Consider the following 19,507-nt stretch of genomic DNA (forward strand, 5'->3'; position numbering starts at 1 on the left):
GACACACAATGAAAGACCCATGCTTATTGAACCTGCGGCAGTTGTTCCAGCAAGATCTACAGTCGCGCCTTAACATCAACCACGCTGACGCGGCAGAACATATCGCGGCAGGTTATGTCGAGGACGACGGGGAACGTATTGACCTAAACATCGAGTGGAATGCCTGGGTCCGCTGCCACCATGCCCGCCTGAAACAACCGGCATCGCAATTGCTGACACCCGAAACGCATTCCGCTATCGCCACGATGCGCGCACTGGCTGACGAATTTCGCGAGCACTTCGAAGAGCATGGCGAACATCACCATGCCGTCATCGCCCTGTATGACCGGGCAGACAGTGATTTTGGCTATGAAAATGTCACGCACCTGATTGCGGCGCTGGATCGCCTGGTGGAGCACATCAATCAGCCCGTCAATTTATCTTCAGGCCGGGTCTATACCGCTCAGGTGGCCGGTGCTATTGCGGCCTATCGTCAAACCGTTATCGCCGCATTGAACGCCGTGGGCAAACCCTGGACTGACTAATCTGTGCATTAGTGAGTGCCCTTTAATTCAACATCAGCTACCGGAGTGATACATCATGAATCTGAAATCGATTTTGAACCAAACGAGAGAGACGCTGAAAGAAAAAGGGATCAGTGCTGACAATCTGCGAAAAGTCACTGCACCCTCTGAGCTCATCACACAGCTGATCTCAACGCTGGCAAACCTGTCCGGGGATTACAAAGGCAGCTATTCCCCGGCTCCTGACTATCAAGGTTTGTTGCGCCAGTTCAATGCCCTTCAACAACTGAACGTCTCGTTCGGCAAGCAGCTGATTTACTACCGTGAAAAAGCCAAGCAAGACGGTGACGGTCCAGCTGAACTCAAGCGCCTTCAAGATGAAGTCAACTCTGAACGTGGGGCCAATGAGCAGCTGACCGCTGAAAACGAACGCCTTCGAGCTGAGCGGCTGGAAGTGGATGCCGAAACGGAAAGGCTCAAGGCGTTGGTACTGACACTTGGGGGTAACCCTGAGATATGGGAAGGAAAAGCACCATGACCGTTGACGCTGTGGCCGAGCTGGCTATCACATTGGGTGTTAGCGAAGCTGAAGCAACGCAGTTTGCAGTTACAACCTGCAATTTGATGTTGCAGCACCCAGAATTGCTGGCTGGGGATATACAGCATTTTGCGCAGCAAGGAACCTGGCCGGAGAGTACCGATAAGCCCCTGGTCAAAGGTGAACCCGACACGGAAAGTGTGCTGATGGGAATGCGTGTGCTGATCTACAAATTGGGTAAGCACGAAGGCCCTGACGGTAAAGCCCGCCAAATATACGACATGATGCGACGTCTCGGTTATTTTTCTGTGGCGGATTGTCTGCGTTGACAGCAAGCAATGGGGTCAAATGACCCCATATATTTCATTGCCCGATAAGAAATGACTTATCCTAAATATTTCGCTGTTTTGCTATTCGTCACCGGTTTGGGTCGGGTTAGTCTAATTATGACTACTTACTCAACTTTAGGGACACGACATGACCACTACTCTGAATCAGCAAGCGGCACCGAAGAAGCGTACCTTTAAAGATCTGCCTGGTTTCGACATCTCTGCCAATGACATGCTGCGCATCATTGATGCACCATGCATGATCATTAAGCGCGGTAACGTACAGTTCAAAGTATTGGAAATGCTGACCCTAACGCTGGTGGGGGACAACCTGAGCGCGCTCGGCGTTGACTACAATACCGGGCAGGTGATCTCCCGTGGTGTTGTCCAGAAAGCCAACGGTGATATGGTGGCTTCTGTACCTGCCACTCATATCAGCACCTTGTTCCGTAATATGAAAGCTGAAGAAACCGTGAATGTGCGATGCGACCAAGAGCGTAATCGCCTCATCATTCGTACCGGTAAAAACGCCTACAACATCCCGCTGTGCATGGATGCCATCCCGGTGGTGGATGAGTCCGACCTGACAGCCAAATACAGCATCACCTTCCCGGCCAACATGCTGCATCGAACCTTGCAACGCGTCATGCACTCTGCTGGCAAAAATGACGTGCGTCATTATATGAATGGCGTCTACCTGAGCCTGGACAAAAATGCCTTCAACGCCGTCGCGACCGATGGGCACCGTATGTCTGTAATGACCGAAGACGTCCTGTTTACGGATGAGCCTCAGGAAGACATTACGGCACCCGTAGCGCCTGCATCACTGTCTGGTACCTCATCCGGGATTATTCTGCCTATCGAGGTATGTCCTATCCTCATGAAGTTGCTGGCCGCAAACAAAGGCAGCTTCCGTATGGACTACAGCGAAAGCTACCTGACCTTTAACCTGGGTGATGTCACCGTGGTTTCCAATCTGATAGACGGCCACTATCCCGATTGGCGTCGTGTTGCAGGTGTTGTTAAGCACAACACTGAGAAGTTCAGCATTAATGCATTGGTGCTTCGCGAAGCATTAAGCCGCGCACTGCCGCTCATCAATGCAGGCGCAGTCAATAAAAATGCGAACAGTACCGGCCTATTCATTTTCAAAAACAACGCGCTGATGATTAAGTCCCCTAACCAGAACCTGATCGAGTGCAAGGAAGTGCTGGAAATTGAAAAGGTGGCCGGAGAGCAGGAAGACAAAATTGAAATCGGTTTGAACTGCGAATACCTGCTGCGCTCGCTGAACAGTCTGATCTCACATTCAGGTGAAGAAACTGACATCACTTTCGCCCTCAAGGACACGGTAACCGGGTTGGAAATCGGCTTCGGCGAAGACTGCTGCGACATCATCATGCCCGTCAGATTCTAAAAAACACCGTAACCGTCTGTTTTGTTGACCAAAAGCAATGTCGTGTTAATCGCACGCCTTCGCTGATGTTTCCCTCTGAAAAACAACGACAAATTGACCGCCTTTTTGAAGGGAATGGGTCGTATCAACGGTTATGATAAGAGCACTTTTCCCCTGCATAGGTAGCAATTGCTTTTGCAAAAGTTACACCTTGCGCCAACAGCAACAACTTAACATGAGGATTTTACGTGGAACTGAAGCAATACCATGAAGAAGCACTGCGCACCGAATCGGTGATCCCAGAAATCAGCGGCGTGAGTGCGCCACACCTGTATCTGCTGCTGTCTGCCGCTCACTCGCTGGGCGAAATGTTGGATCAGTTTAAAAAAGGTATTTTTTACCGCAAACCTATCGACATCAATCGGTTTAAAAAGGGTCTGGCCGACCTGCAAGACCTGATCGGCACGCTTTCGCCGGAGTCCATCACCGCAGAAGAGCTGCACGACGATAGCAAAACCATACTGATGAACGGTTTTGACGGCAAAACGCACAATATCGGCCTGGCGTCCCTGGAAGCCATCGACACGCGCATTCTGCATGCCTCACTGGGTGTGTTCACGGAATCCGCTGAAATCTGTAAAGCGCTGGTGAACGCAATTGAAGGCCAACCGCTGGATATGGTGAACCTGTCTGAAGAGTTCGGCGACCTGAACTGGTATAGCCTGGGTGTTTTCCCGTCAGCCTCCGGCATCCATTATGGCCGTATTTTGGAAACCAACATCGTCAAGCTGGCCGTCCGTTACCCAGAGAAGTTTGAAGCATTCCTGGCTCACGACGGTAACCGTGATCTCGTCGAAGAGCGCAAGGCGTTGGCGAACGGCATCAAGTAAGCCTTACCCATTCTTGCGGGCAACGTGGGGTTGTCCGCTTTCTATGGTGGAATTATGAATACTGTTCTGAAGTGGGTTGGGGGTAAGCAGGGCGTCATGGCACAGCTGAAGTTGGCGCTGCCAAAGGGCGTCCGCCTGATTGAGCCTTTCTGTGGTTCGGGTGCGGTGATGATGAACACCGCGTATCCAAACTACGTGCTGGCGGACATCAACGCCGACGTCATCAACACTTACGATACCATCCGTAACGCTGCGGAAAGCGTTATTGCAGCACTGACTGAGCTCTATGAAACGTGCCGTACTCGCGAGCACTACGATGCTATCCGTAAAGAATTCAATGCGCGCACTGCTGACCCTGTTCGCATGGCTGCGATGTTCATCTACATGAACCGTCACGGGTATCGCGGCCTGTGCCGGTACAACAAGCGCAAAGGGGAGTTTAACGTTCCCTGGGGTGATTACCGTAAACCCTATTTGCCTGAGAAAGAGATCCGATACATGGCCGAGCGCCTTGAAAATGCAGACTTGCTGTGCGCGGGCTTTGAAGAAACGCTGAAGCTGGCGGGTGAGGGGGATGTGGTCTACTGCGACCCACCTTACGTCAATCCAGGTAAGTTCACGGGTTATCACGCCAGTGGTTTCGCTGAAGCCCAGCAACGTGCGCTGGTGGATATTCTCAATACGCTGCCTGAGAAAGGGGTGCATGTAGTGGCCTCCAGCCATGATGCCGAGAACATCCGTCAGATGTATGCGGGATTCACGGTTAAGGGCTTCTCTGCCCCGCGCAGTGTGTACAACGGGACGGGTGAAGGGAAAAAAGCGAAAGAAATTATCGCTATCCGTCAAGCTGCTTCTTCCGGTAATACCGAAGCATGACCATGCCGGTGTTTGAAGTTCCACCGCTGAAGGATCCGCTGACTGAGCGATTCTGCGATGAGATTGCCATCATTCACCGGTATGACCCTGCTGAAGCCAGTCGCCAGTACCTTGAATTTATCAAAGACAACAATGTGGTGTATTGGGTGCAATTAGCTATTCGTGACCGCATCCAGTACCTGTCAAAACAAAAATCAAAGGGCAAGCCCCTTCTGATTAAAAATCATAGTGAGGGAGCTATGCCTCTTTTTCGCCCTAAAAGTGTCGTGGTGTACCGCATCACCCGCCAGATTGACTTCAGTAACATCGCCGAGCAATTGAAATCCTTCGAGTTTAAGCCGTGTGGCCCTCAGGATATGGCGCGCACCGGTTGGATCAGTCCGTTGGGTGAAGAGTACGAAGAGCTCACCCATCAGGCGAATGGCCTCATCCTGCTGACTCAACGTAACGAAAGCAAAATCATTCCTCCGGCCACCGTGAAGGAGCTCGTTCGCCAGCGTGTGACCAAGCTGGAAAAAGAACAGCATCGTCGCCTGAAGCGCACAGAAATTTCGGCGCTGAACGATCTGGTGCTGGGGGAGCTGTTGCCAAAAGCACTGAGTAAATACGCCAACATGAACATGTGGATTGACCCAAAATCCCGCCTGATCATTGTGGAAACCACCAGCTTTAAACGCGCTGAAGATGCCGCTGCGCTACTGCGTAAAACGCTGGGCTCTTTGCCTATCATTCCGTTCACGTTGGAAACCCCGGTCGAGCTCAAACTGACAGAATGGGTTCGCTCTTCCGAGCTGCCTCCGGGGTTGGCATTGTGCGACGAAGCAACTCTGGAGGCCATCCTGGAAGACGGTGGCGTGGTGACGACAAAACGCCAAGATCTGGTTTGCGATGAGATTGCTAACCACATCGAAGCGGGAAAGTTGGTCACAAAGCTGGCGATGAGCTGGATGGAGCAACTTAACTTCGTCATTAACGATAGCTTTGTCATTTCCCGGTTGAACTTTGCCGACGCCCTTATTGAGCAGAACGACGATATCGATCGCGAAGATGAAGTGCAGCGGTTTGATGCGGACTTCGTTTTGTTTACCGGGGTCATCATGGAGCTGCTGGATCAGTTAATTGCTGCGTTCGGCGGGGAAGCCAAGTCATCGGCTGAAGGAAAGGGAGACAGCAAAGAGGAAGGCGGTGACAGCGGTGAATCGGATGATGATAGCAGTCAGGGTGACGACGAGTAACCCGTAACCATACCGGGTATGAATTAGGTAGCCACAACCGAGGGTGACGCTTAATGCTTCGTTGGACTGAAGATCAGCAACGCGAATACGAGCAACGCATGGGGCGGAGCACGAGTCCCAAATCGGCACCAAAGAATGACAAGAGCCCCGTCACATCCCACCAGCCAGCCCTTGAATCAGCGCCTGCTGAGTTGACGGCGAAGCAACGAACCCAAGCGCTGGGACGGTTGCGAACGGGCACAATGAATAAAACTGAAGCACGCTACGCTGAACACCTGAAGTGGCGTATGCATGCGGGTGAAGTCGCCTGGTTTAAGTTTGAATCCATCAAACTGCGACTCGCCGACAAAACAACGTATACAGCGGACTTCTTCGTCATGCTGACCTCGGGTGATCTGGAGGTGCATGAAGTGAAGGGGCATTGGGAAGAGGATGCGCGAGTCAAAATAAAGCTTGCTGCTGAACACTATCCCTTCCGTTTTCTGGCCGTGAAATGGCTCAAAGATGAGGGAGGTTGGAGTTTTGAGGACTTCTCCCCCTGGTACAACAAGGAAAACCCATGAGCGTGACTGACGGCCTGATAAAGCAATTTTTCGAAACCTGGTTCTTATCAACGGAGCGCAAGAAGCGTAATGACGATACTTGGCAACCGCCAGTAGAGGGGCAAGAGGACCCCTCGTTGTATCACGTTCGCAAGGATGCAGCCTATGAAGCTTGGTTTGCCCGCAGCGATTACCCGCTGTTGAGTGCCAAAGCCATGACCTTGCCCGATGAGATGTATCGCTATTTGCAGAACGTTCGCAAAGCGCGTGAAGCAGAAATTAATAAAGAGCGCCCGCCTGCGGTACTGCGGGATTTAGGCGTTTCTTCACTCAGGGACCTGGCAGACTACCTGATCCGCAACGACATTGCGGGCAGGCCGGTTTAACAGGAAATACTCACCAAGACAGGCACGGGGTGCGTCATGTCTTTCAAAATGATTGGATTGACCGTATTTATTGCGGGTGTATTGGGATTGGCCTATTTGCTATTTTTTACCGGGAAGTCGGGAAAAAAATCAGACGACGAAAAGGGGGATCGGAAGCCAACGCTGGACGAGTTGTTTCCCATTGATGCCGAAACGGGGGAGCGAATTTACCAGCGGGAAGATCACGACGGCGTAATAACCAGTGACGACGAATTGACTCCGGCCATTTATGTTGGGTACAAGCGGCATAAGTTTCTTCTCCCACGAGATGCCAGCAATCTGTACTCTCGCCTTGTTGAGATGTTTGCTGATCAGTATGCCGTTGCACCACGGGTCAGAGTGACTGATATCATTCAGGCCGAAGAAAAGGATTTCGAGAGCCAGAGTCTGGACGTGAAAAGTGCTATGCAGTTTATGTCGCGGATGAACTTTAACTTTGTCCTCAGCGACGTGCATAGCGGCGAGATTGTGCTGGTTATGCTGACTGAAGAACGCCTGGCCGATTCCGGTAACAGTGCATTTCTGATTGGCCTGCTGAGCCATCTGAACATCCCGCTTTACCGCTACGAGCGCCTAGCGGATATCAGCGATAACGATCTGGCGATTGATATTGCGGAAACTATCTCTGGTGGTCAATTCGAGTAAACAAAATGAAAGCCCGACTTGCTCCGGCTTTGTCGATTCTGAACTGCTGATATGATGTATTTGTGAGATCAATTAAAGGGGGGCGAAATGTCTCAATCCAACGGGTATTGGACAGGTAATTTACATGCCGGGTCCACGGTGTTCATTCAGCACCAGGACGGCCATCTTTCCAAAGGGGAGGTCGTAAATGTTGCCGATCACCGGTTCAATGTTGCAGGCATTTCCTCTTCCTTTGATAAATCTACCGCGACAAGTATAGAAGGCGTTGTCGCGCTACCAGATGAGTATGATATCCGGGAGCGCTATAGCATTCAGCGGCAGCGAGATTATCTGGTTAACCTGGATATCTCAGCGCTGTCATCACATCAGATCAATCATCTCTATGCCGGTTTGCACCTCGCGAAACGGGCTGGTGGAGGTGCTCTGCCTGGCATGCCCGTCGCTGAAACCCAGGAAGGGCTACGCAGATATATACGGGAATTAAACCTGAGTGCGTTGAGTGAGCTTCAGGTTATGTACATGTTAACCGGCTTGAAAATTGCCACGAAAAGTTAAAAAGAGGTTTTTATGTCTACTACTGAGCGGGCTCCTAAACGGGCTCCGCGCCGTAAAAAGAGCGCACGCAGAAAGCCAAAGCAAAAACATTGGTCGTATTCAATTACGTCAATGGAATTCCTGATCGCGTTCCTTTTAGTGTTAATTGTAGCCGGGTTGTCAGCAATATATTACTGGCGTTCGACCACCTTGGTAACAGCCTGGGATGTCGGTACCGTCACACAGCCGGTTATGCGAGCCTATAACGAAACTGGCATTGGCTTGAAAACCGATTTCGTTACCACGAAAGGCGAATTTACCGTTCAGCTGCAAATTTTCCCCAATCCAGGCTTGCCACTTGAGCTGCGCCAATATCATCGCGGGAATTTCAAGCTTTGCTATTTGATGGGGGACTACGAGTATCAGACTGGTAATGCTCTGTGCTTTGACATCCCGACAAGTGATGGCCTAACTATCAGCAGTAAACTGTAACCCCTGTAAAATTCGGTCAGCGGCACTGGCCGAAGTAAAATCGGCATTACATACATTCCTGAGGAAGTGAACATGAGCCAGCCATCGATCGCGCAACGCATTCATACCCAATTACCTCCGAGCTCGTTAGAAGGGCTTGTTCAGGCGCTTGAGGATACGGCCTTACTCTCAGGCGCAGATGTGTTGTCGGTGACCGTCATGCGCAGCACGATTTACACAAAATTGGAAGAATACAGCGATGTGTTATCGCTTTCGCCGGAGCGGATCCTTCAGTCTCTTGAAGGTATTCGAGGTCATGAGTCGCCCGTTCAGTTCTACAGCGATCAGCGCCTACCCGAAATTTGCGATGCTTACGCTTGGCCGACCGCTGAGGAATTTCGCGAGAGCCTCAGCGAAGGCGGTTCAGCCCCGGCATTCCTTTGCCCGGAATGCAATCAGGAGTCCGGCCACGAAAGCGAATGCACGGCACACATCATCAACAAAAACGGTGAACGTGTGAATTGTGGCTGGATCTTAAACCCGACCTCAGATACTCTACGCAACAGTATAAAAATACTCATACAAGCAGAGTTTTTGAACAATCTCCAGGTTCATCATATGTTTCGCCCCAAAGGAGTCGCTCTCCCGACGCGGGCTTGTTTTGATGAGTTTGGTGAGGACCTCGAAGACGACGAGTGTTGAGAGATAAGAAAGTAGTACCTCATTTTAATAGATGCCTCGTTTAGGACGAGGCTTTTTTTTGCCTTTTCCCCTTCGTCAGCGGTTACCCCCACCGGATAATAATTCTATTTTCCTTGAGGTACTCCATGACAAATTTAGCCATCTACGAACCTAACCGCACCGCAGAGTTTCAGCCGATACTACCTCTGTATCAAGCTGAGGATGGTAATCATGCTGGCATTACCCCACATGAGGGGTTTCGTATGTTCAATGCACTTACGCAACTACTCGCAGAATACCGTGATGCACGCGATGAAATTGACTCCTTACACCTCGCCGTTATGGGCAAACGCCATAGCCAAGCATTTCGTTATTTCACGGACGGATGTAACAACTCGATAGGGACAACGCTGGCCGTTGATTGCCTGTTTGATCTTCAGCGCGCCACCTGCTCACTGGATGAGTCCTTCTGGCAAAAGGTACTGGATCTCACGGGGGTGCGTAACTTTATGCCAACCGCCCGAAAAGACGAGTGGTACAACACGCTTCGACAGTGGCGAAAAGCCTCACCGGATCGGCTTGCCACTTTGCGGCCCGTTGCCTTCACGGAAGAGAACGTACTCGCCACAGCCAAAAGTCTGACCGCTGAGAAAAAAGATTATTTCGCAGAAATGGTTGAAGGCGTATTCAAAAGCCTGTCCGTGTTTCACAAAACCAACAAGGCGCAAGGGTTTAGCCCAAAAATGGTGATCACCAATTGTCTGCCATGCCGCGACTACAAGCGAGGTTATGACAACATGGATTACCTCAGCGACCTGCGTAAAATAATCGGCCTCATGCACGGACGTCCCGGCGCAGAGATCGTGAATAAATGGGCGTTAGAGCAATCCCTTAGTAACAATGTGGGGGAGTGGGTTTCGGTAGACGGTGGCGCACTGACCTGTAAAGGTTTCCTTAACGGCAATGTGCATATTCAGGTATCAGAGGCCGTGTGCGATGATCTCAATACGGTATTGGCTTACCGGATGCCAGGCCTTATCCCGCAGTTCAAAGAGCGCGGAAAAGCCAACAAGGCACCGCGCAACACGCAGTACACAGGCGATTTAATTGATTACCAAATCGCATTCCCAACCTGCACCGAACTCGCTGAAATGGCGCGAAACAACCAACACAGTGCGAAGCAATATGGCGCGGGACCATTTACTATCACGATGCCCCGTCCATACCACTACACAGATTTGGTCAAAAAGGAGCTTGATAGCATCTTCCGTATTCTGGGTGCGGTGGAAGTTAAGCCAGAGGTCTACGAGTTTGAATTCTGGCCGATGGAGGCGTTTAAAGCTGTTGCCATCAGCGGGACTTTGCCCGACCAAAAAACACACCAGTTCTACCCAACAACCGGTGACCTCCAGAAAGCAGCGATGGACGAATGCGATCCGCGCGAGGGCGATACCCTGCTTGAACCCAGCATCGGCTTTGGCGCGCTTCTGCGTAACTTGCCAGAGGGCATCAAGGTGACGGGTATCGAGACAAACCATGTTGCTGCCATGTGCTCACGCCTGCGTTGGGATACCCACCAGCAAGATTTCCTCAATGCCACGGTTACGCAACTTGGTCAGTTCGATCGCGTGTTAATGAACCCTCCATACTCGGACGGTCGCTGGAAACGTCACCTACAGCACGCTCGTCAATTCGTGAAGTCGGGTGGGCGTATCGTCGCTATTCTGCCCGGCAGCGCGACAGAAGAGAGCGTGCAGTCTCTGATGTGTGATGATTGCAGTGCCCACCAATGCGGTCAGTATGAAAACGCCTTTGACCTAACAAATGTCAGCGTTAAACTATTCGTCATTGATATTTATTAATTTTTTTGGGTCATAGCATATTCTCAATTTGCCAAGGCATTAATGGTACGTTTATGAGCAAAACAGACTACATACTCCGCGCATTATCGAAAATTTCGCATAAACGCTGGGAGCACTACATTATCAATCGGGTCATCCATAAGCTGGACGACCCAGATATTGAGTTCGTTTGCCAACAGTGCATTCGAAAAGAAGGCTGCTTGGGCGAAATATACCTCGCTGATCTGCTTTTTCCACAACTGAGTCTCTATCTTGAGATTGATGAGGCTCATCATGATAGTGACGACGCTAGAAAGGCTGACGCCAAGCGTCGATTAGATATCGTTGAGGCAACCGGGTTCCAGGAGGAACGGATCCCTGCTAGTAACATAACCCTCGGTGAAGTAAATAAACGGGTTGATGAGTTTGTCCGATTAGTTAAAAACAAAAAAGAAGATCTCGAAAAGCAAGGCCTGTTTTTTCACTGGGACTATGACGAACGATACTCAGCAAAAAAACATATAAATACTGGCTACATGGCAGTAGGCCCTAACTCTGTTTTCCGCTATCACAGAGATGCTTTGCAATGTTTTGGGTACCGCAGAGAGGGGCATCATCAATCAGGTGGCTGGGCTCTGCCTGCTGAGGTCGTTAAGTCCATCGGATTATCAGGCCGCGTAATGGTTTGGTTTCCTCGTTTATATGAGGCTGGAGAGTGGAAAAATAGACTTGAGGAAGACGGCAAGCAGATAACCGAAGAAAGCCTTAATGCAACAAAAAACTATCAGGAAACGTGGGATTACCGCATTGTTATGGCTCATTCCCGTGATGAACTAAACCGCACGCTGTATCGCTTTCTGGGCGTTTTTGCTATCGACAGCAACCAATCATCCGATGAAGTTAAAGTGTTCAAGCGCACCCACACCCGAGTCAACGTATGCCCCCCTAAAAATTAGCCGACGTTTTGTCGGCTATTATCCTTCGTCACCGTATCCTGTCAGCGTAAAATAGCGACCTCAAAAGGTTTGCTAACCCTATAGCAGTTTTCACTCTGCGTGGTTTGCATTATCAGCGAATTTATAAATTCAGGACAACAGAGTGACTCAGTTTGTTAATTTGCGCGGTAAGCGACTGGCATTTTCCGCCAAAGAATCATCCTCGATCCCCCCTGGCGCTTCAGGCCTAATCTATCCCAAAGATGCAGGATTCATCATTACCGATGAGCAAAGCGTGGAAAGGCTCTTCATAGAACATGACAAGGCCACTGGCATTTCATGGTTTTTGAAAGTCGGTCGTCGCGGTCTCCGGCGTTGGTTCGAGCCAACTAACGACGAAACGCTAAAAGCATTCGGATTAGACATCCTCGACTACAACGCCTCAATCCTACTGGCCGGGCGTATCCACCAGCAATGTAGAAAACACCTTTCAACCTCTTCCGGACATTAAAGGGTTAGGCAGGCGTCTTCCAGTCACCACAAGAAAGGAGGTCGTTTCGATCTCCTTTGTGTTCTTTGTCAGCGGTAGTTGCATGAGACAATTAACCCATTCGAAACCGTTTAGGAACAGTCATGGATAACTTTAAATACTGGTTAAAGCTGGTGGTCTACCGCTTTACATTAAGCAACGAAGACCTGGTGAAGTGCCTGGCTGATCGCCGGAGCATGGACGAGTTTCGCCGTAAGGCCTCAGATGTGAAGCAGCGAATGAAACTGCATGAGCTCGCCGGTGGCCGTTGCAATGAAGATGGCGGGGAAGGGATCCCGTTAACTTTCCAAGGCATCACGCTTAAGGCTTATCGTCCAGCCGAACCGACGGTTTCACTCTCCAAACCTTCTGATTGCAACGTTGTTGACCTCAGTGACCGCCGAAAGCGCCGTGACCTGGTCAATGTCATTTCTCACGCATCGCCCCAAAAACGCTGCGGCCAATAAATCACATTAAATAAGGGATATTCAATGTCCATCATGCGACACGAGAAAGTTAGCACCCATTCGATCAAGACGATTTTCACCGAAACGTGTAAGTCATTTATGAGCATTTACGGGGTGTTCATGCTGATGGTTCCAGCCTTGATTGGCGGGGGATCGCTTGCTTTGCTGATGCAACGCCTTTCAATGGCCGATATTGGCTTTTTCATCCTGCAACCTGTTTTCATTGCCACGCTGATCATGATGACCCTGACTCAGCAGAAAATCACTGGTAAAAGCCTGCCCATAAAAAACCACATCCGTAACCTGCTTGTGGTTTTGTTTACCGGTGTTATTGCCACGTTCTTGCTGGTATTCACGCTTTGGTGCTTCAGCCTTTATATGCCAACAGCCAGTGCTGCCTCTGGTAACACTCAAATTCCCGTCCCATTAACAGCGGTGCCATCCGTTCAGCCACAAGGGTTCCTGTCATTGCTTCCGGTCTATTTCAACATGTACAGCCTGGTGACGTTCACAACTTTGCTCGTCCTGCCAATGATGGTCATGTTCGTCGGGGCTGTGGTGTGCTGTGAGGGGGCATTATTCCGGAACCTCAAGGCGATCATATTGGCGGTATTCCGCAATGTCAGCATCATGATTGTTATTGCCATGCTATCACTGGTCGTGTTCGCACTGTGGTCGTACACATCACTCAATAGTGACTGGCTGGTTTACACCGCTATCGTACCCATAGCACTACTCACTGCGGTTATCCACCGCATCGCCGTGCTGTCTTTGCCTGTCGAAATCAAACCATGAGGTTAACGATGAAAACCCCTATCGCTCTATTCATCGCCGCGCTATCTCTGGGCGTCGCTTCCGCTCAATCTGCGCCTTTGTCTAACGAGGCTATTGGCGAAATTGCAGGCTCCCACGGCGCAGTGATGGCCTCCATTGCTCAATGCAGAGCGTACATAGAAAGCCCGAGCTCGCGCGGCAAAGAGGTTGCCCGACAAATGCAGCAGGCGTTACATAAAGCACTCGGTGCTGAAGAAGGCACCGATGAAAGAGCGCAGGCGATGACTGAAAAAATGCAGGGAACCGTTGAACAATACATCGGCCAGCTGACAAAGCAGTTCGATGAGGTCGGGGCAGGCCCCGATTTTCGCCGTGAGAAATGCGAGCAACTGATCGCTGGAAGTATTAAGCGTGCAGAACAAGTAGACAGCAAGTTCGGGGTGAAGTAATGGTTTACGTGCTGCTTGCGGTTATCTTGATCTTGGTCCGTATCCTGTATGTCCAGGACAACAAAAACCGTGCTTACCAATGGAAAATGACCAAAGAAATGCTGGTCATTAGTGACTCTCTTCATATCGTGACATCACCACATCATATTGGAGCGATGCCAGTATTGATCAGAGCGTTGGTGAGAAGCCTTGAACACAACCGTGCAGCAGTCGTCGCTTATCTGCAACTCAATATTCCTAACACCCCTGAAGCCAATACCGTCGCATCTGAACTTCGATACGCGCAGGCCAGCGCAAAACAAGCTCTTTGCCGCGTAGCCCTGTTGCTGGTTGAGTTGGAGCAGAAAGGGCAAAAGGTTCGTCGGCTGGTGGATGATTTTCGTGTGACGCATTTGGATGCCGATGACGTGTTTACTGCTTTGGACGAACGTTACCCCCCAAACGGGCAACACGCACCACTTTTACGTGTAAGCGACGTGATCCCTGGGCACTGGAAATTAGGCGGTCAATAATGAACAAGTTTCGCATTACCCATACCTACGCCATCCGAAAAGATGATTTTTATGCAATAGAAACCACGATGAGTTTGCACCAGGTGAATATGGCCGTTGCATACCTTCAATTCATGCACTTCAACTTGCCGACCTTCAACTTCCTCAATGACGGGCTGTGTGAGTTGGATATCATCGTGTTAATGCATCGCATCTACGGCGCGCATGTCATTACCGATCGCACTGCAATCGAGGCGGAGGTTGACCTCTATGTGAATTGGGAGCATCACCTAAGTCGCATTCAAAAGATACTCTATGAGATACAGGAGATAGCAAGGCCAGGCGTAAATGAGAGTATCCTGTTCCACCTGTGGGAAATGGGTCATCGGATCATGCCGATGATTAAGCAAACCAATCCAGCCTTGTACGATGAGGCCCAGCTTCAGCTGCCACGCATTGAGAGAGTGCTCAATGGTGCCCCTGTTGACCTCAGCTGGGGTTGGGAATCCTTCGACGGCGAACCTTGTGATGGTATCATTTATACTAAGCAATCAACCCCTGATTTTCTCGTGAGGATTTTTTGATGAATCGACTCGGCGAACTCCCCGAAGGTGCTGTTTGGCCGCACTTGTTTGACGCTATTCGACGCGATGTCTACGCCCAATTTGGTGGAGTGCTGGCTGTCCGGCAGGATGAGGTGGCGCGGGGCGTATCAACGCCTGAGCTGGCCGCTACACTGCTAAATGAGTACGCCTCCGGCCTTTGTATGTCTCTCGACATTGTCGGCGTTGCGCACGATCTGCCGCGCATGGTGGCCGAGGCAGTGCGCAGTATCGACCCTGACTTCATGCTCAACACCACTCGCCGCTGGAAAGGCGCATCGATCGTTTATGCGGAACAAAAATGAACATTCAAAGATTGTTTGCCGTTAAAAAACCATGCGCAAATTGTCCGTTCCGAAAAACGGGAAGGATCCCGTTGACAGAAGGCCGATTGGAGAGCATTAAGCGCACATTGCTGTCCTCTGATCAGGAGGTTTTTTTCTGCCATAAGACAACCTACCAGAGCGGTGCCGAAGATAGAGAAGAAAGTCAGTATCATCCGTCGGGTCGCGAATCCTATTGTATGGGCGCAATGGCTTGGCTGTATGCGAATGGCCGACCCAATCTTGCAACCCGACTGGGTATTCTTCTTGATGGCGTTGCCATTGAGGAACTGAAAGTAGCTACAAAGGTCATCAATACCTCCGCTCCATAAAACGCGTTACAAAAGAAAACTACCCGGTTGTGTAGGTTAAACCTGTAAGAATTGGCTATATGCTTTGAGCGTCCTAGCCTAAACAATCATCTCACAGGTTTAACGATGAACTTCTTGCATCACGCACCTTCCGCACTGCTATGTAACAATATTCGGCATGTCATAGACTCACTAAATATGCATCACAGGGTTGTTCACATGAACGATTCCAATGGTGTTATTTCATTTTTTAGTGAGCACCCCATATCGAAAAATATCATTTACCACTCTCTGGGGGAGTGTTCAGACCCCGAGTCTGCGTATTTAAAACTTACCGCTCAATTTCTTGAGCTTGAACAGACTGGAAAAACAGTTCTGAGCCTTGTTAAATCGGACAATCTACCAGCAGTGGCTGGCGCGCTGAAATTCGGTTTCAACCCCAGCGGATTAATCACGTTCAAAGATCCCTGTGGCACTGATGTAGATGTTGTTGAACTGTATTATTCCAGCACAGAGCCTGGTCATGAGTCGTTCACTCCATTTCCACAAGAAGGCCTCTCCGATGGCGTGTTAACGCTACGCATTTCGACCCGACCTGATGGTGCTCGAATGTTCCAGGACCACTACGATTCTGTGACTCGTTTTTGGTCTATCTATCCAGACATCCCATTTTCACAGTTCGATAAAGACTGTCGTTTGGCAGGCCTATATTGGTTGCTGGGTAAAAAAATGATGCTCTCTATTTTCGAAAATAATACGCAGGAATTAATAGGGCGGATCAGCCTACGGCCTGTAGTCCCCCCAATGGTTGGTGATGTTGGCTACGGTGTTTTTTCAGGGTTCCGGGGAAAGGGTTATGCATCTCAGGCTCTAAAAATGCTTTCGGACTGGCTCATGACCGATGGGGGATTCAATCGACTTGAATTAGGAGTAAAACCCGAAAATGTGGCCTCCAAAAAAGTTGCGCTCAAGGCTGGCTATATTCATGAAGGAATCAGCAGGAGCAGACTGATTAATCAAGATGGTACTTTCAGTGATCAACTCAGTTACGTCAAAACTAAACCCTGAAACAACAACTTTTCAACATAAGAGGATGCCATGAAAGAAGACTTCCTTAGCTATATCGAATCGCGTGTAGATGGTGAATGCGTTGTCAGGGCAAAACGCTTGCCAGATAACGTCAGTGCCTTTCGGCGTAGAAAAATTAAAGGCATTTTCCGACCGAACTCGCTCATTGACCTACAACAAATAGTGATCGGCGCAAGTGAGTTTCCTAATACTCGGCTGCATCCTGTCAGTATTGGATACAACTGGGGGCTAGGTTCTAAGGAAGATATTGCAGACGGTAGCTACCTTGTTGAATTGCAGAAATTAAATGTAGTACGGAAAATTGACACAGACCAGGGCTGGGCAATTATTGAGCCAGGTGTGACTCAAGGCGAGCTGTCTGAGCTGTTGGTTGGCACAAAAAAAATGTTGAACATAACAGCATCTTCCGCTCACTCCAGCTTCCTCGGCAATGCGTTGGATCGAGGGGTGGGGCTTCGTCACCAGCGAACTGAAGACCTTGTCGGCATCGAGGTTCTATTGCCGACGGGAAAAATCATTCGTGTTGGCTGGTGGCCCAGTCAGGTTGAAACGCCTATATATTCACATGGTGTCGGCCCCTCATTAGTGCAATTTTTTGCGCAATCTAGTTTTGGGATTATCACGGCGGGAGTAATAAAACTACATGCCCGCCCTGAAAGTACAAACGTAGTCCGATTTAACTTCAGCCGAAAGTTGCTTTCACCGGCAGTACAAACATTGAAAAAATGGGTGACAAATGGCCTGAGTAGCGGCGTATTGAAAATATACGACACTACGGCAAACTCAACGTATGGTGGTAGTGACGGTTTATATACTGTTCACTTGTGTGTGGATGGTCTATCTGATGATGTCGCTCAACGAGTCGATTTGATTAAAAAAATGTGCGAGTCTTCGCAGTTATTTACAAATGTGACATCGAATTCGGTAACAGAAGGTACTTATCCTGGGCCTGATGTGATCGCAAATTTGGTTGAAGCTGCCCATGTTGGCGATTCCTCACTAAATGACACTCTACTTCGGAAAACGCTGGGGGCTCGGCACGATAGAGTTGATACTGGTAGCACTGGCTGGATCTTTTTCCTTCCGTTAATTCCTTTTACTGCTGATGCGTTAGAAATGGCCTATCAGCTTATTGATGAAGTTCACAATGAAACCGGGGTTCTTTGTGGGGCCACGATCAACGCCCTTAGTGGTGATGTGATTGACCTGGTTGTCTCTATCGCTTTCAAGAAAAGCGAAAGGGAGTCAGCTAATTCGTTAACCGCTTTAAGTAAATTGCATGAAAAATTTACGGCGAAAGGTTTTATTCCTTACCGTCTGGGTGTTGAGCATGCCAATTGGGCGCATCTCATCACTCCTGGCGAAGGCGAAAGAGGCTTTGTTCGTGAATTAAAACAATTTATTGATCCTAATAACATTATCAGTAATGACAGATACTTATAGGTGAGCGAAATGCACGTAATCTCATTCGAATCATTGTTACTTGATGCAAAAAAGCTAGCGAAAGAAGTTGCAACAGAAGGTCGATCGCTCGAAGAACAGCGCCGATTACCTACCTATATTGTTAACAGGCTCAAGGAGATCGGCGTATTCAGGATGAATTTTCCATTGGAATGGGGAGGTCTGGAATTGACCTCACCTCAGCAAACTCAGGTTATCGAGCAACTTGCTATTGGTGATGCTGCTGTGGCTTGGTGTGCAATGATTGGCAGTGACTCTGGCATCTATTCAGGCTTTATAGATGAGCCTGTAGCGCGTGAAATGTTTACCGTTGATTCCATAACGGCAGGCTGGATACATCCTCAGGGTAAAGCAGAGATTGTTCCTGGTGGGTATCGTGTTTCCGGCCGCTGGCGGTTTGGTAGTGGCTTAAGTCATTGCGATATACTCAGTGCTGGATGTTTCGTTTATCAAGACGGTAACAAGGTCGTTGATCGCAACGGAAAACCAATTTGGCGGGTTATGATGGCGAAGCCTGATGAGTACGAATTGCAGGATAATTGGCACACGACGGGCCTTGCCGGAAGTGGAAGTCGTGATTATTGCGCCAACAACATGTTCGTTCCTTACGAGCACAGCTTTAGTTTCAATGAGCCTTATCGAAAAGGGCCTTTACACGATGTTCCTGATGCCATCCTGCGTAACATGGCAGGAATACCACTCGGTATGGCCCGTGCTGCTCTGGACTATGCGATCAGTCTTGCTGAGCATAAATACGATCGCTCACTGTCTGTTTCCTGGAAACAAAGTCCGCGAGTCCAGGCTATTCTTGCACGGTGTGAAATTGAGCTCTATAGCGCACGATGTGCCGTTTATTCATCTCTGGGTGAGCAATGGGGTGGTCTAGTAGGTAAAGAGCCACTGACCGACATGCACCGCATTACAGTTGCCCTGGCAAGGCAGCAAGCTTTCCAGGTTTCCCGTCAGATTATCTCAGCTATTTATGATCTGGTGGGTGGCGCGTCGATATATAAAAACGAAACACCGATGGATAAATGGCTACGTGATAGCTACACCATTAATCAGCACGCGGTCGCTAGCGAGTCTATTGTTCAGCAGTGCGGGCAATATCTTCTCAACAATCAATCAAGCAATCTGTTCATTTGATGCGTATAGGCTGGGTAATTCCCC

General features: G+C 49.6%; 26 protein-coding genes. All 26 read left to right on the plus strand.

All coding sequences use genetic code 11. From position 1 onward, the window contains the following. Window positions 1-8 precede the first annotated feature (8 nt). The 26 genes from PR725_RS19240 (at window position 9) to PR725_RS19365 (ending at window position 19,483) form a co-directional block, all read left to right on the plus strand. Entirely contained in the window at window positions 9-524 is a 516-nt protein-coding gene (locus PR725_RS19240; RefSeq protein ID WP_272570100.1) for a hypothetical protein, read from the plus strand. Between the two features lie 55 nt (window positions 525-579). After that, window positions 580-1,041, plus strand: coding sequence for a hypothetical protein (locus PR725_RS19245; RefSeq protein ID WP_272570101.1), 462 nt, complete (start codon window positions 580-582; stop codon window positions 1,039-1,041). Further along, complete coding sequence (locus PR725_RS19250; protein ID WP_272570102.1) at window positions 1,038-1,370, plus strand: hypothetical protein; 333 nt, start codon at window positions 1,038-1,040, stop codon at window positions 1,368-1,370. The genes PR725_RS19245 and PR725_RS19250 overlap by 4 nt, the downstream gene beginning before the upstream one ends. A gap of 148 nt (window positions 1,371-1,518) precedes the next feature. Beyond that, on the plus strand, window positions 1,519-2,787 hold the full coding sequence (locus PR725_RS19255) for a DNA polymerase III subunit beta (RefSeq protein ID WP_272570103.1): 1,269 nt from the start codon (window positions 1,519-1,521) through the stop codon (window positions 2,785-2,787). A gap of 227 nt (window positions 2,788-3,014) precedes the next feature. Continuing rightward, the gene (locus PR725_RS19260; RefSeq protein WP_272570104.1) at window positions 3,015-3,656 is read left to right on the plus strand and encodes a nucleoside triphosphate pyrophosphohydrolase family protein; all 642 of its coding nucleotides are present in this window, start codon (window positions 3,015-3,017) and stop codon (window positions 3,654-3,656) included. Between the two features lie 54 nt (window positions 3,657-3,710). Then, the gene (locus PR725_RS19265) at window positions 3,711-4,532 is read left to right on the plus strand and encodes a DNA adenine methylase (protein WP_272570105.1); all 822 of its coding nucleotides are present in this window, start codon (window positions 3,711-3,713) and stop codon (window positions 4,530-4,532) included. Between the two features lie 239 nt (window positions 4,533-4,771). After that, window positions 4,772-5,767 (plus strand): recombination-associated protein RdgC, encoded by a 996-nt coding sequence (gene rdgC / locus PR725_RS19270; RefSeq protein WP_272570176.1) that lies wholly within the window; start codon window positions 4,772-4,774, stop codon window positions 5,765-5,767. A gap of 242 nt (window positions 5,768-6,009) precedes the next feature. Next, a complete protein-coding gene (locus PR725_RS19275) occupies window positions 6,010-6,330 on the plus strand; it encodes a DUF1064 domain-containing protein (RefSeq protein WP_272570178.1) in 321 nt (106 codons plus the stop codon). Next, window positions 6,327-6,695 carry a hypothetical protein gene (locus tag PR725_RS19280; protein ID WP_272570106.1) on the plus strand — a complete coding sequence of 123 codons (369 nt, stop codon included), beginning with the start codon at window positions 6,327-6,329 and terminating at the stop codon, window positions 6,693-6,695. Before PR725_RS19275 ends, PR725_RS19280 begins: the two co-directional genes overlap by 4 nt. 36 nt (window positions 6,696-6,731) lie before the next feature. Next, window positions 6,732-7,379 (plus strand): DUF2726 domain-containing protein, encoded by a 648-nt coding sequence (locus tag PR725_RS19285; RefSeq protein WP_272570107.1) that lies wholly within the window; start codon window positions 6,732-6,734, stop codon window positions 7,377-7,379. 87 nt (window positions 7,380-7,466) lie between these two features. Further along, on the plus strand, window positions 7,467-7,934 hold the full coding sequence (locus PR725_RS19290) for a hypothetical protein (protein WP_272570108.1): 468 nt from the start codon (window positions 7,467-7,469) through the stop codon (window positions 7,932-7,934). Window positions 7,935-7,946: 12 nt separating this feature from the next. Next, window positions 7,947-8,405 carry a hypothetical protein gene (locus PR725_RS19295; RefSeq protein ID WP_272570109.1) on the plus strand — a complete coding sequence of 153 codons (459 nt, stop codon included), beginning with the start codon at window positions 7,947-7,949 and terminating at the stop codon, window positions 8,403-8,405. A 72-nt stretch (window positions 8,406-8,477) separates the two neighbouring features. Continuing rightward, the gene (locus tag PR725_RS19300; protein WP_272570110.1) at window positions 8,478-9,086 is read left to right on the plus strand and encodes a hypothetical protein; all 609 of its coding nucleotides are present in this window, start codon (window positions 8,478-8,480) and stop codon (window positions 9,084-9,086) included. Window positions 9,087-9,211: 125 nt separating this feature from the next. After that, complete coding sequence (locus tag PR725_RS19305) at window positions 9,212-10,927, plus strand: class I SAM-dependent methyltransferase (protein WP_272570111.1); 1,716 nt, start codon at window positions 9,212-9,214, stop codon at window positions 10,925-10,927. 53 nt (window positions 10,928-10,980) lie between these two features. Next, a complete protein-coding gene (locus PR725_RS19310) occupies window positions 10,981-11,862 on the plus strand; it encodes an AbaSI family restriction endonuclease (protein ID WP_272570112.1) in 882 nt (293 codons plus the stop codon). A 142-nt stretch (window positions 11,863-12,004) separates the two neighbouring features. Further along, window positions 12,005-12,352, plus strand: a complete 348-nt coding sequence (locus PR725_RS19315; protein WP_272570113.1) for a hypothetical protein — start codon at window positions 12,005-12,007, stop codon at window positions 12,350-12,352. A gap of 122 nt (window positions 12,353-12,474) precedes the next feature. Continuing rightward, window positions 12,475-12,837 (plus strand): hypothetical protein, encoded by a 363-nt coding sequence (locus tag PR725_RS19320; protein ID WP_272570114.1) that lies wholly within the window; start codon window positions 12,475-12,477, stop codon window positions 12,835-12,837. A gap of 24 nt (window positions 12,838-12,861) precedes the next feature. After that, the gene (locus tag PR725_RS19325; protein ID WP_272570115.1) at window positions 12,862-13,632 is read left to right on the plus strand and encodes a hypothetical protein; all 771 of its coding nucleotides are present in this window, start codon (window positions 12,862-12,864) and stop codon (window positions 13,630-13,632) included. An 8-nt stretch (window positions 13,633-13,640) separates the two neighbouring features. Beyond that, the gene (locus PR725_RS19330; protein ID WP_272570116.1) at window positions 13,641-14,060 is read left to right on the plus strand and encodes a hypothetical protein; all 420 of its coding nucleotides are present in this window, start codon (window positions 13,641-13,643) and stop codon (window positions 14,058-14,060) included. Between the two features lie 32 nt (window positions 14,061-14,092). Continuing rightward, on the plus strand, window positions 14,093-14,572 hold the full coding sequence (locus tag PR725_RS19335; protein WP_272570117.1) for a hypothetical protein: 480 nt from the start codon (window positions 14,093-14,095) through the stop codon (window positions 14,570-14,572). Next, window positions 14,572-15,135, plus strand: coding sequence for a hypothetical protein (locus tag PR725_RS19340; protein ID WP_272570118.1), 564 nt, complete (start codon window positions 14,572-14,574; stop codon window positions 15,133-15,135). The genes PR725_RS19335 and PR725_RS19340 overlap by 1 nt, the downstream gene beginning before the upstream one ends. Further along, a complete protein-coding gene (locus tag PR725_RS19345; protein WP_272570119.1) occupies window positions 15,135-15,458 on the plus strand; it encodes a hypothetical protein in 324 nt (107 codons plus the stop codon). The genes PR725_RS19340 and PR725_RS19345 overlap by 1 nt, the downstream gene beginning before the upstream one ends. Continuing rightward, entirely contained in the window at window positions 15,455-15,808 is a 354-nt protein-coding gene (locus PR725_RS19350; protein WP_272570120.1) for a hypothetical protein, read from the plus strand. The genes PR725_RS19345 and PR725_RS19350 overlap by 4 nt, the downstream gene beginning before the upstream one ends. A 198-nt stretch (window positions 15,809-16,006) precedes the next feature. Continuing rightward, complete coding sequence (locus PR725_RS19355; protein ID WP_272570121.1) at window positions 16,007-16,855, plus strand: GNAT family N-acetyltransferase; 849 nt, start codon at window positions 16,007-16,009, stop codon at window positions 16,853-16,855. 30 nt (window positions 16,856-16,885) lie between these two features. Then, entirely contained in the window at window positions 16,886-18,319 is a 1,434-nt protein-coding gene (locus PR725_RS19360; RefSeq protein ID WP_272570122.1) for an FAD-binding oxidoreductase, read from the plus strand. 9 nt (window positions 18,320-18,328) lie between these two features. Further along, window positions 18,329-19,483: an acyl-CoA dehydrogenase family protein gene (locus tag PR725_RS19365; RefSeq protein WP_272570123.1), complete on the plus strand. Its 1,155-nt coding sequence runs from the start codon at window positions 18,329-18,331 to the stop codon at window positions 19,481-19,483. The last annotated feature ends 24 nt before the right edge of the window (window positions 19,484-19,507 follow it).

Source organism: Providencia sp. PROV255 (assembly GCF_028478065.1).
In the GTDB taxonomy this organism is placed as follows: domain Bacteria; phylum Pseudomonadota; class Gammaproteobacteria; order Enterobacterales; family Enterobacteriaceae; genus Providencia; species Providencia rettgeri.

What these genes read in the sequence shown, in the direction of transcription:
- PR725_RS19240 (WP_272570100.1), top strand. Translation starts at nt 9, where the DNA reads ATGAAAGACCCATGCTTATTGAACCTGCGGCAGTTGTTCCAGCAAGAT.
- PR725_RS19245 (WP_272570101.1), top strand. Translation starts at nt 580, where the DNA reads ATGAATCTGAAATCGATTTTGAACCAAACGAGAGAGACGCTGAAAGAA.
- PR725_RS19250 (WP_272570102.1), top strand. Translation starts at nt 1,038, where the DNA reads ATGACCGTTGACGCTGTGGCCGAGCTGGCTATCACATTGGGTGTTAGC.
- PR725_RS19255 (WP_272570103.1), top strand. Translation starts at nt 1,519, where the DNA reads ATGACCACTACTCTGAATCAGCAAGCGGCACCGAAGAAGCGTACCTTT.
- PR725_RS19265 (WP_272570105.1), top strand. Translation starts at nt 3,711, where the DNA reads ATGAATACTGTTCTGAAGTGGGTTGGGGGTAAGCAGGGCGTCATGGCA.
- rdgC (WP_272570176.1), top strand. Translation starts at nt 4,772, where the DNA reads ATGCCTCTTTTTCGCCCTAAAAGTGTCGTGGTGTACCGCATCACCCGC.
- PR725_RS19275 (WP_272570178.1), top strand. Translation starts at nt 6,010, where the DNA reads ATGAATAAAACTGAAGCACGCTACGCTGAACACCTGAAGTGGCGTATG.
- PR725_RS19280 (WP_272570106.1), top strand. Translation starts at nt 6,327, where the DNA reads ATGAGCGTGACTGACGGCCTGATAAAGCAATTTTTCGAAACCTGGTTC.
- PR725_RS19285 (WP_272570107.1), top strand. Translation starts at nt 6,732, where the DNA reads ATGTCTTTCAAAATGATTGGATTGACCGTATTTATTGCGGGTGTATTG.
- PR725_RS19290 (WP_272570108.1), top strand. Translation starts at nt 7,467, where the DNA reads ATGTCTCAATCCAACGGGTATTGGACAGGTAATTTACATGCCGGGTCC.
- PR725_RS19295 (WP_272570109.1), top strand. Translation starts at nt 7,947, where the DNA reads ATGTCTACTACTGAGCGGGCTCCTAAACGGGCTCCGCGCCGTAAAAAG.
- PR725_RS19300 (WP_272570110.1), top strand. Translation starts at nt 8,478, where the DNA reads ATGAGCCAGCCATCGATCGCGCAACGCATTCATACCCAATTACCTCCG.
- PR725_RS19305 (WP_272570111.1), top strand. Translation starts at nt 9,212, where the DNA reads ATGACAAATTTAGCCATCTACGAACCTAACCGCACCGCAGAGTTTCAG.
- PR725_RS19310 (WP_272570112.1), top strand. Translation starts at nt 10,981, where the DNA reads ATGAGCAAAACAGACTACATACTCCGCGCATTATCGAAAATTTCGCAT.
- PR725_RS19320 (WP_272570114.1), top strand. Translation starts at nt 12,475, where the DNA reads ATGGATAACTTTAAATACTGGTTAAAGCTGGTGGTCTACCGCTTTACA.
- PR725_RS19325 (WP_272570115.1), top strand. Translation starts at nt 12,862, where the DNA reads ATGTCCATCATGCGACACGAGAAAGTTAGCACCCATTCGATCAAGACG.
- PR725_RS19330 (WP_272570116.1), top strand. Translation starts at nt 13,641, where the DNA reads ATGAAAACCCCTATCGCTCTATTCATCGCCGCGCTATCTCTGGGCGTC.
- PR725_RS19340 (WP_272570118.1), top strand. Translation starts at nt 14,572, where the DNA reads ATGAACAAGTTTCGCATTACCCATACCTACGCCATCCGAAAAGATGAT.
- PR725_RS19345 (WP_272570119.1), top strand. Translation starts at nt 15,135, where the DNA reads ATGAATCGACTCGGCGAACTCCCCGAAGGTGCTGTTTGGCCGCACTTG.
- PR725_RS19350 (WP_272570120.1), top strand. Translation starts at nt 15,455, where the DNA reads ATGAACATTCAAAGATTGTTTGCCGTTAAAAAACCATGCGCAAATTGT.
- PR725_RS19355 (WP_272570121.1), top strand. Translation starts at nt 16,007, where the DNA reads ATGAACGATTCCAATGGTGTTATTTCATTTTTTAGTGAGCACCCCATA.
- PR725_RS19360 (WP_272570122.1), top strand. Translation starts at nt 16,886, where the DNA reads ATGAAAGAAGACTTCCTTAGCTATATCGAATCGCGTGTAGATGGTGAA.
- PR725_RS19365 (WP_272570123.1), top strand. Translation starts at nt 18,329, where the DNA reads ATGCACGTAATCTCATTCGAATCATTGTTACTTGATGCAAAAAAGCTA.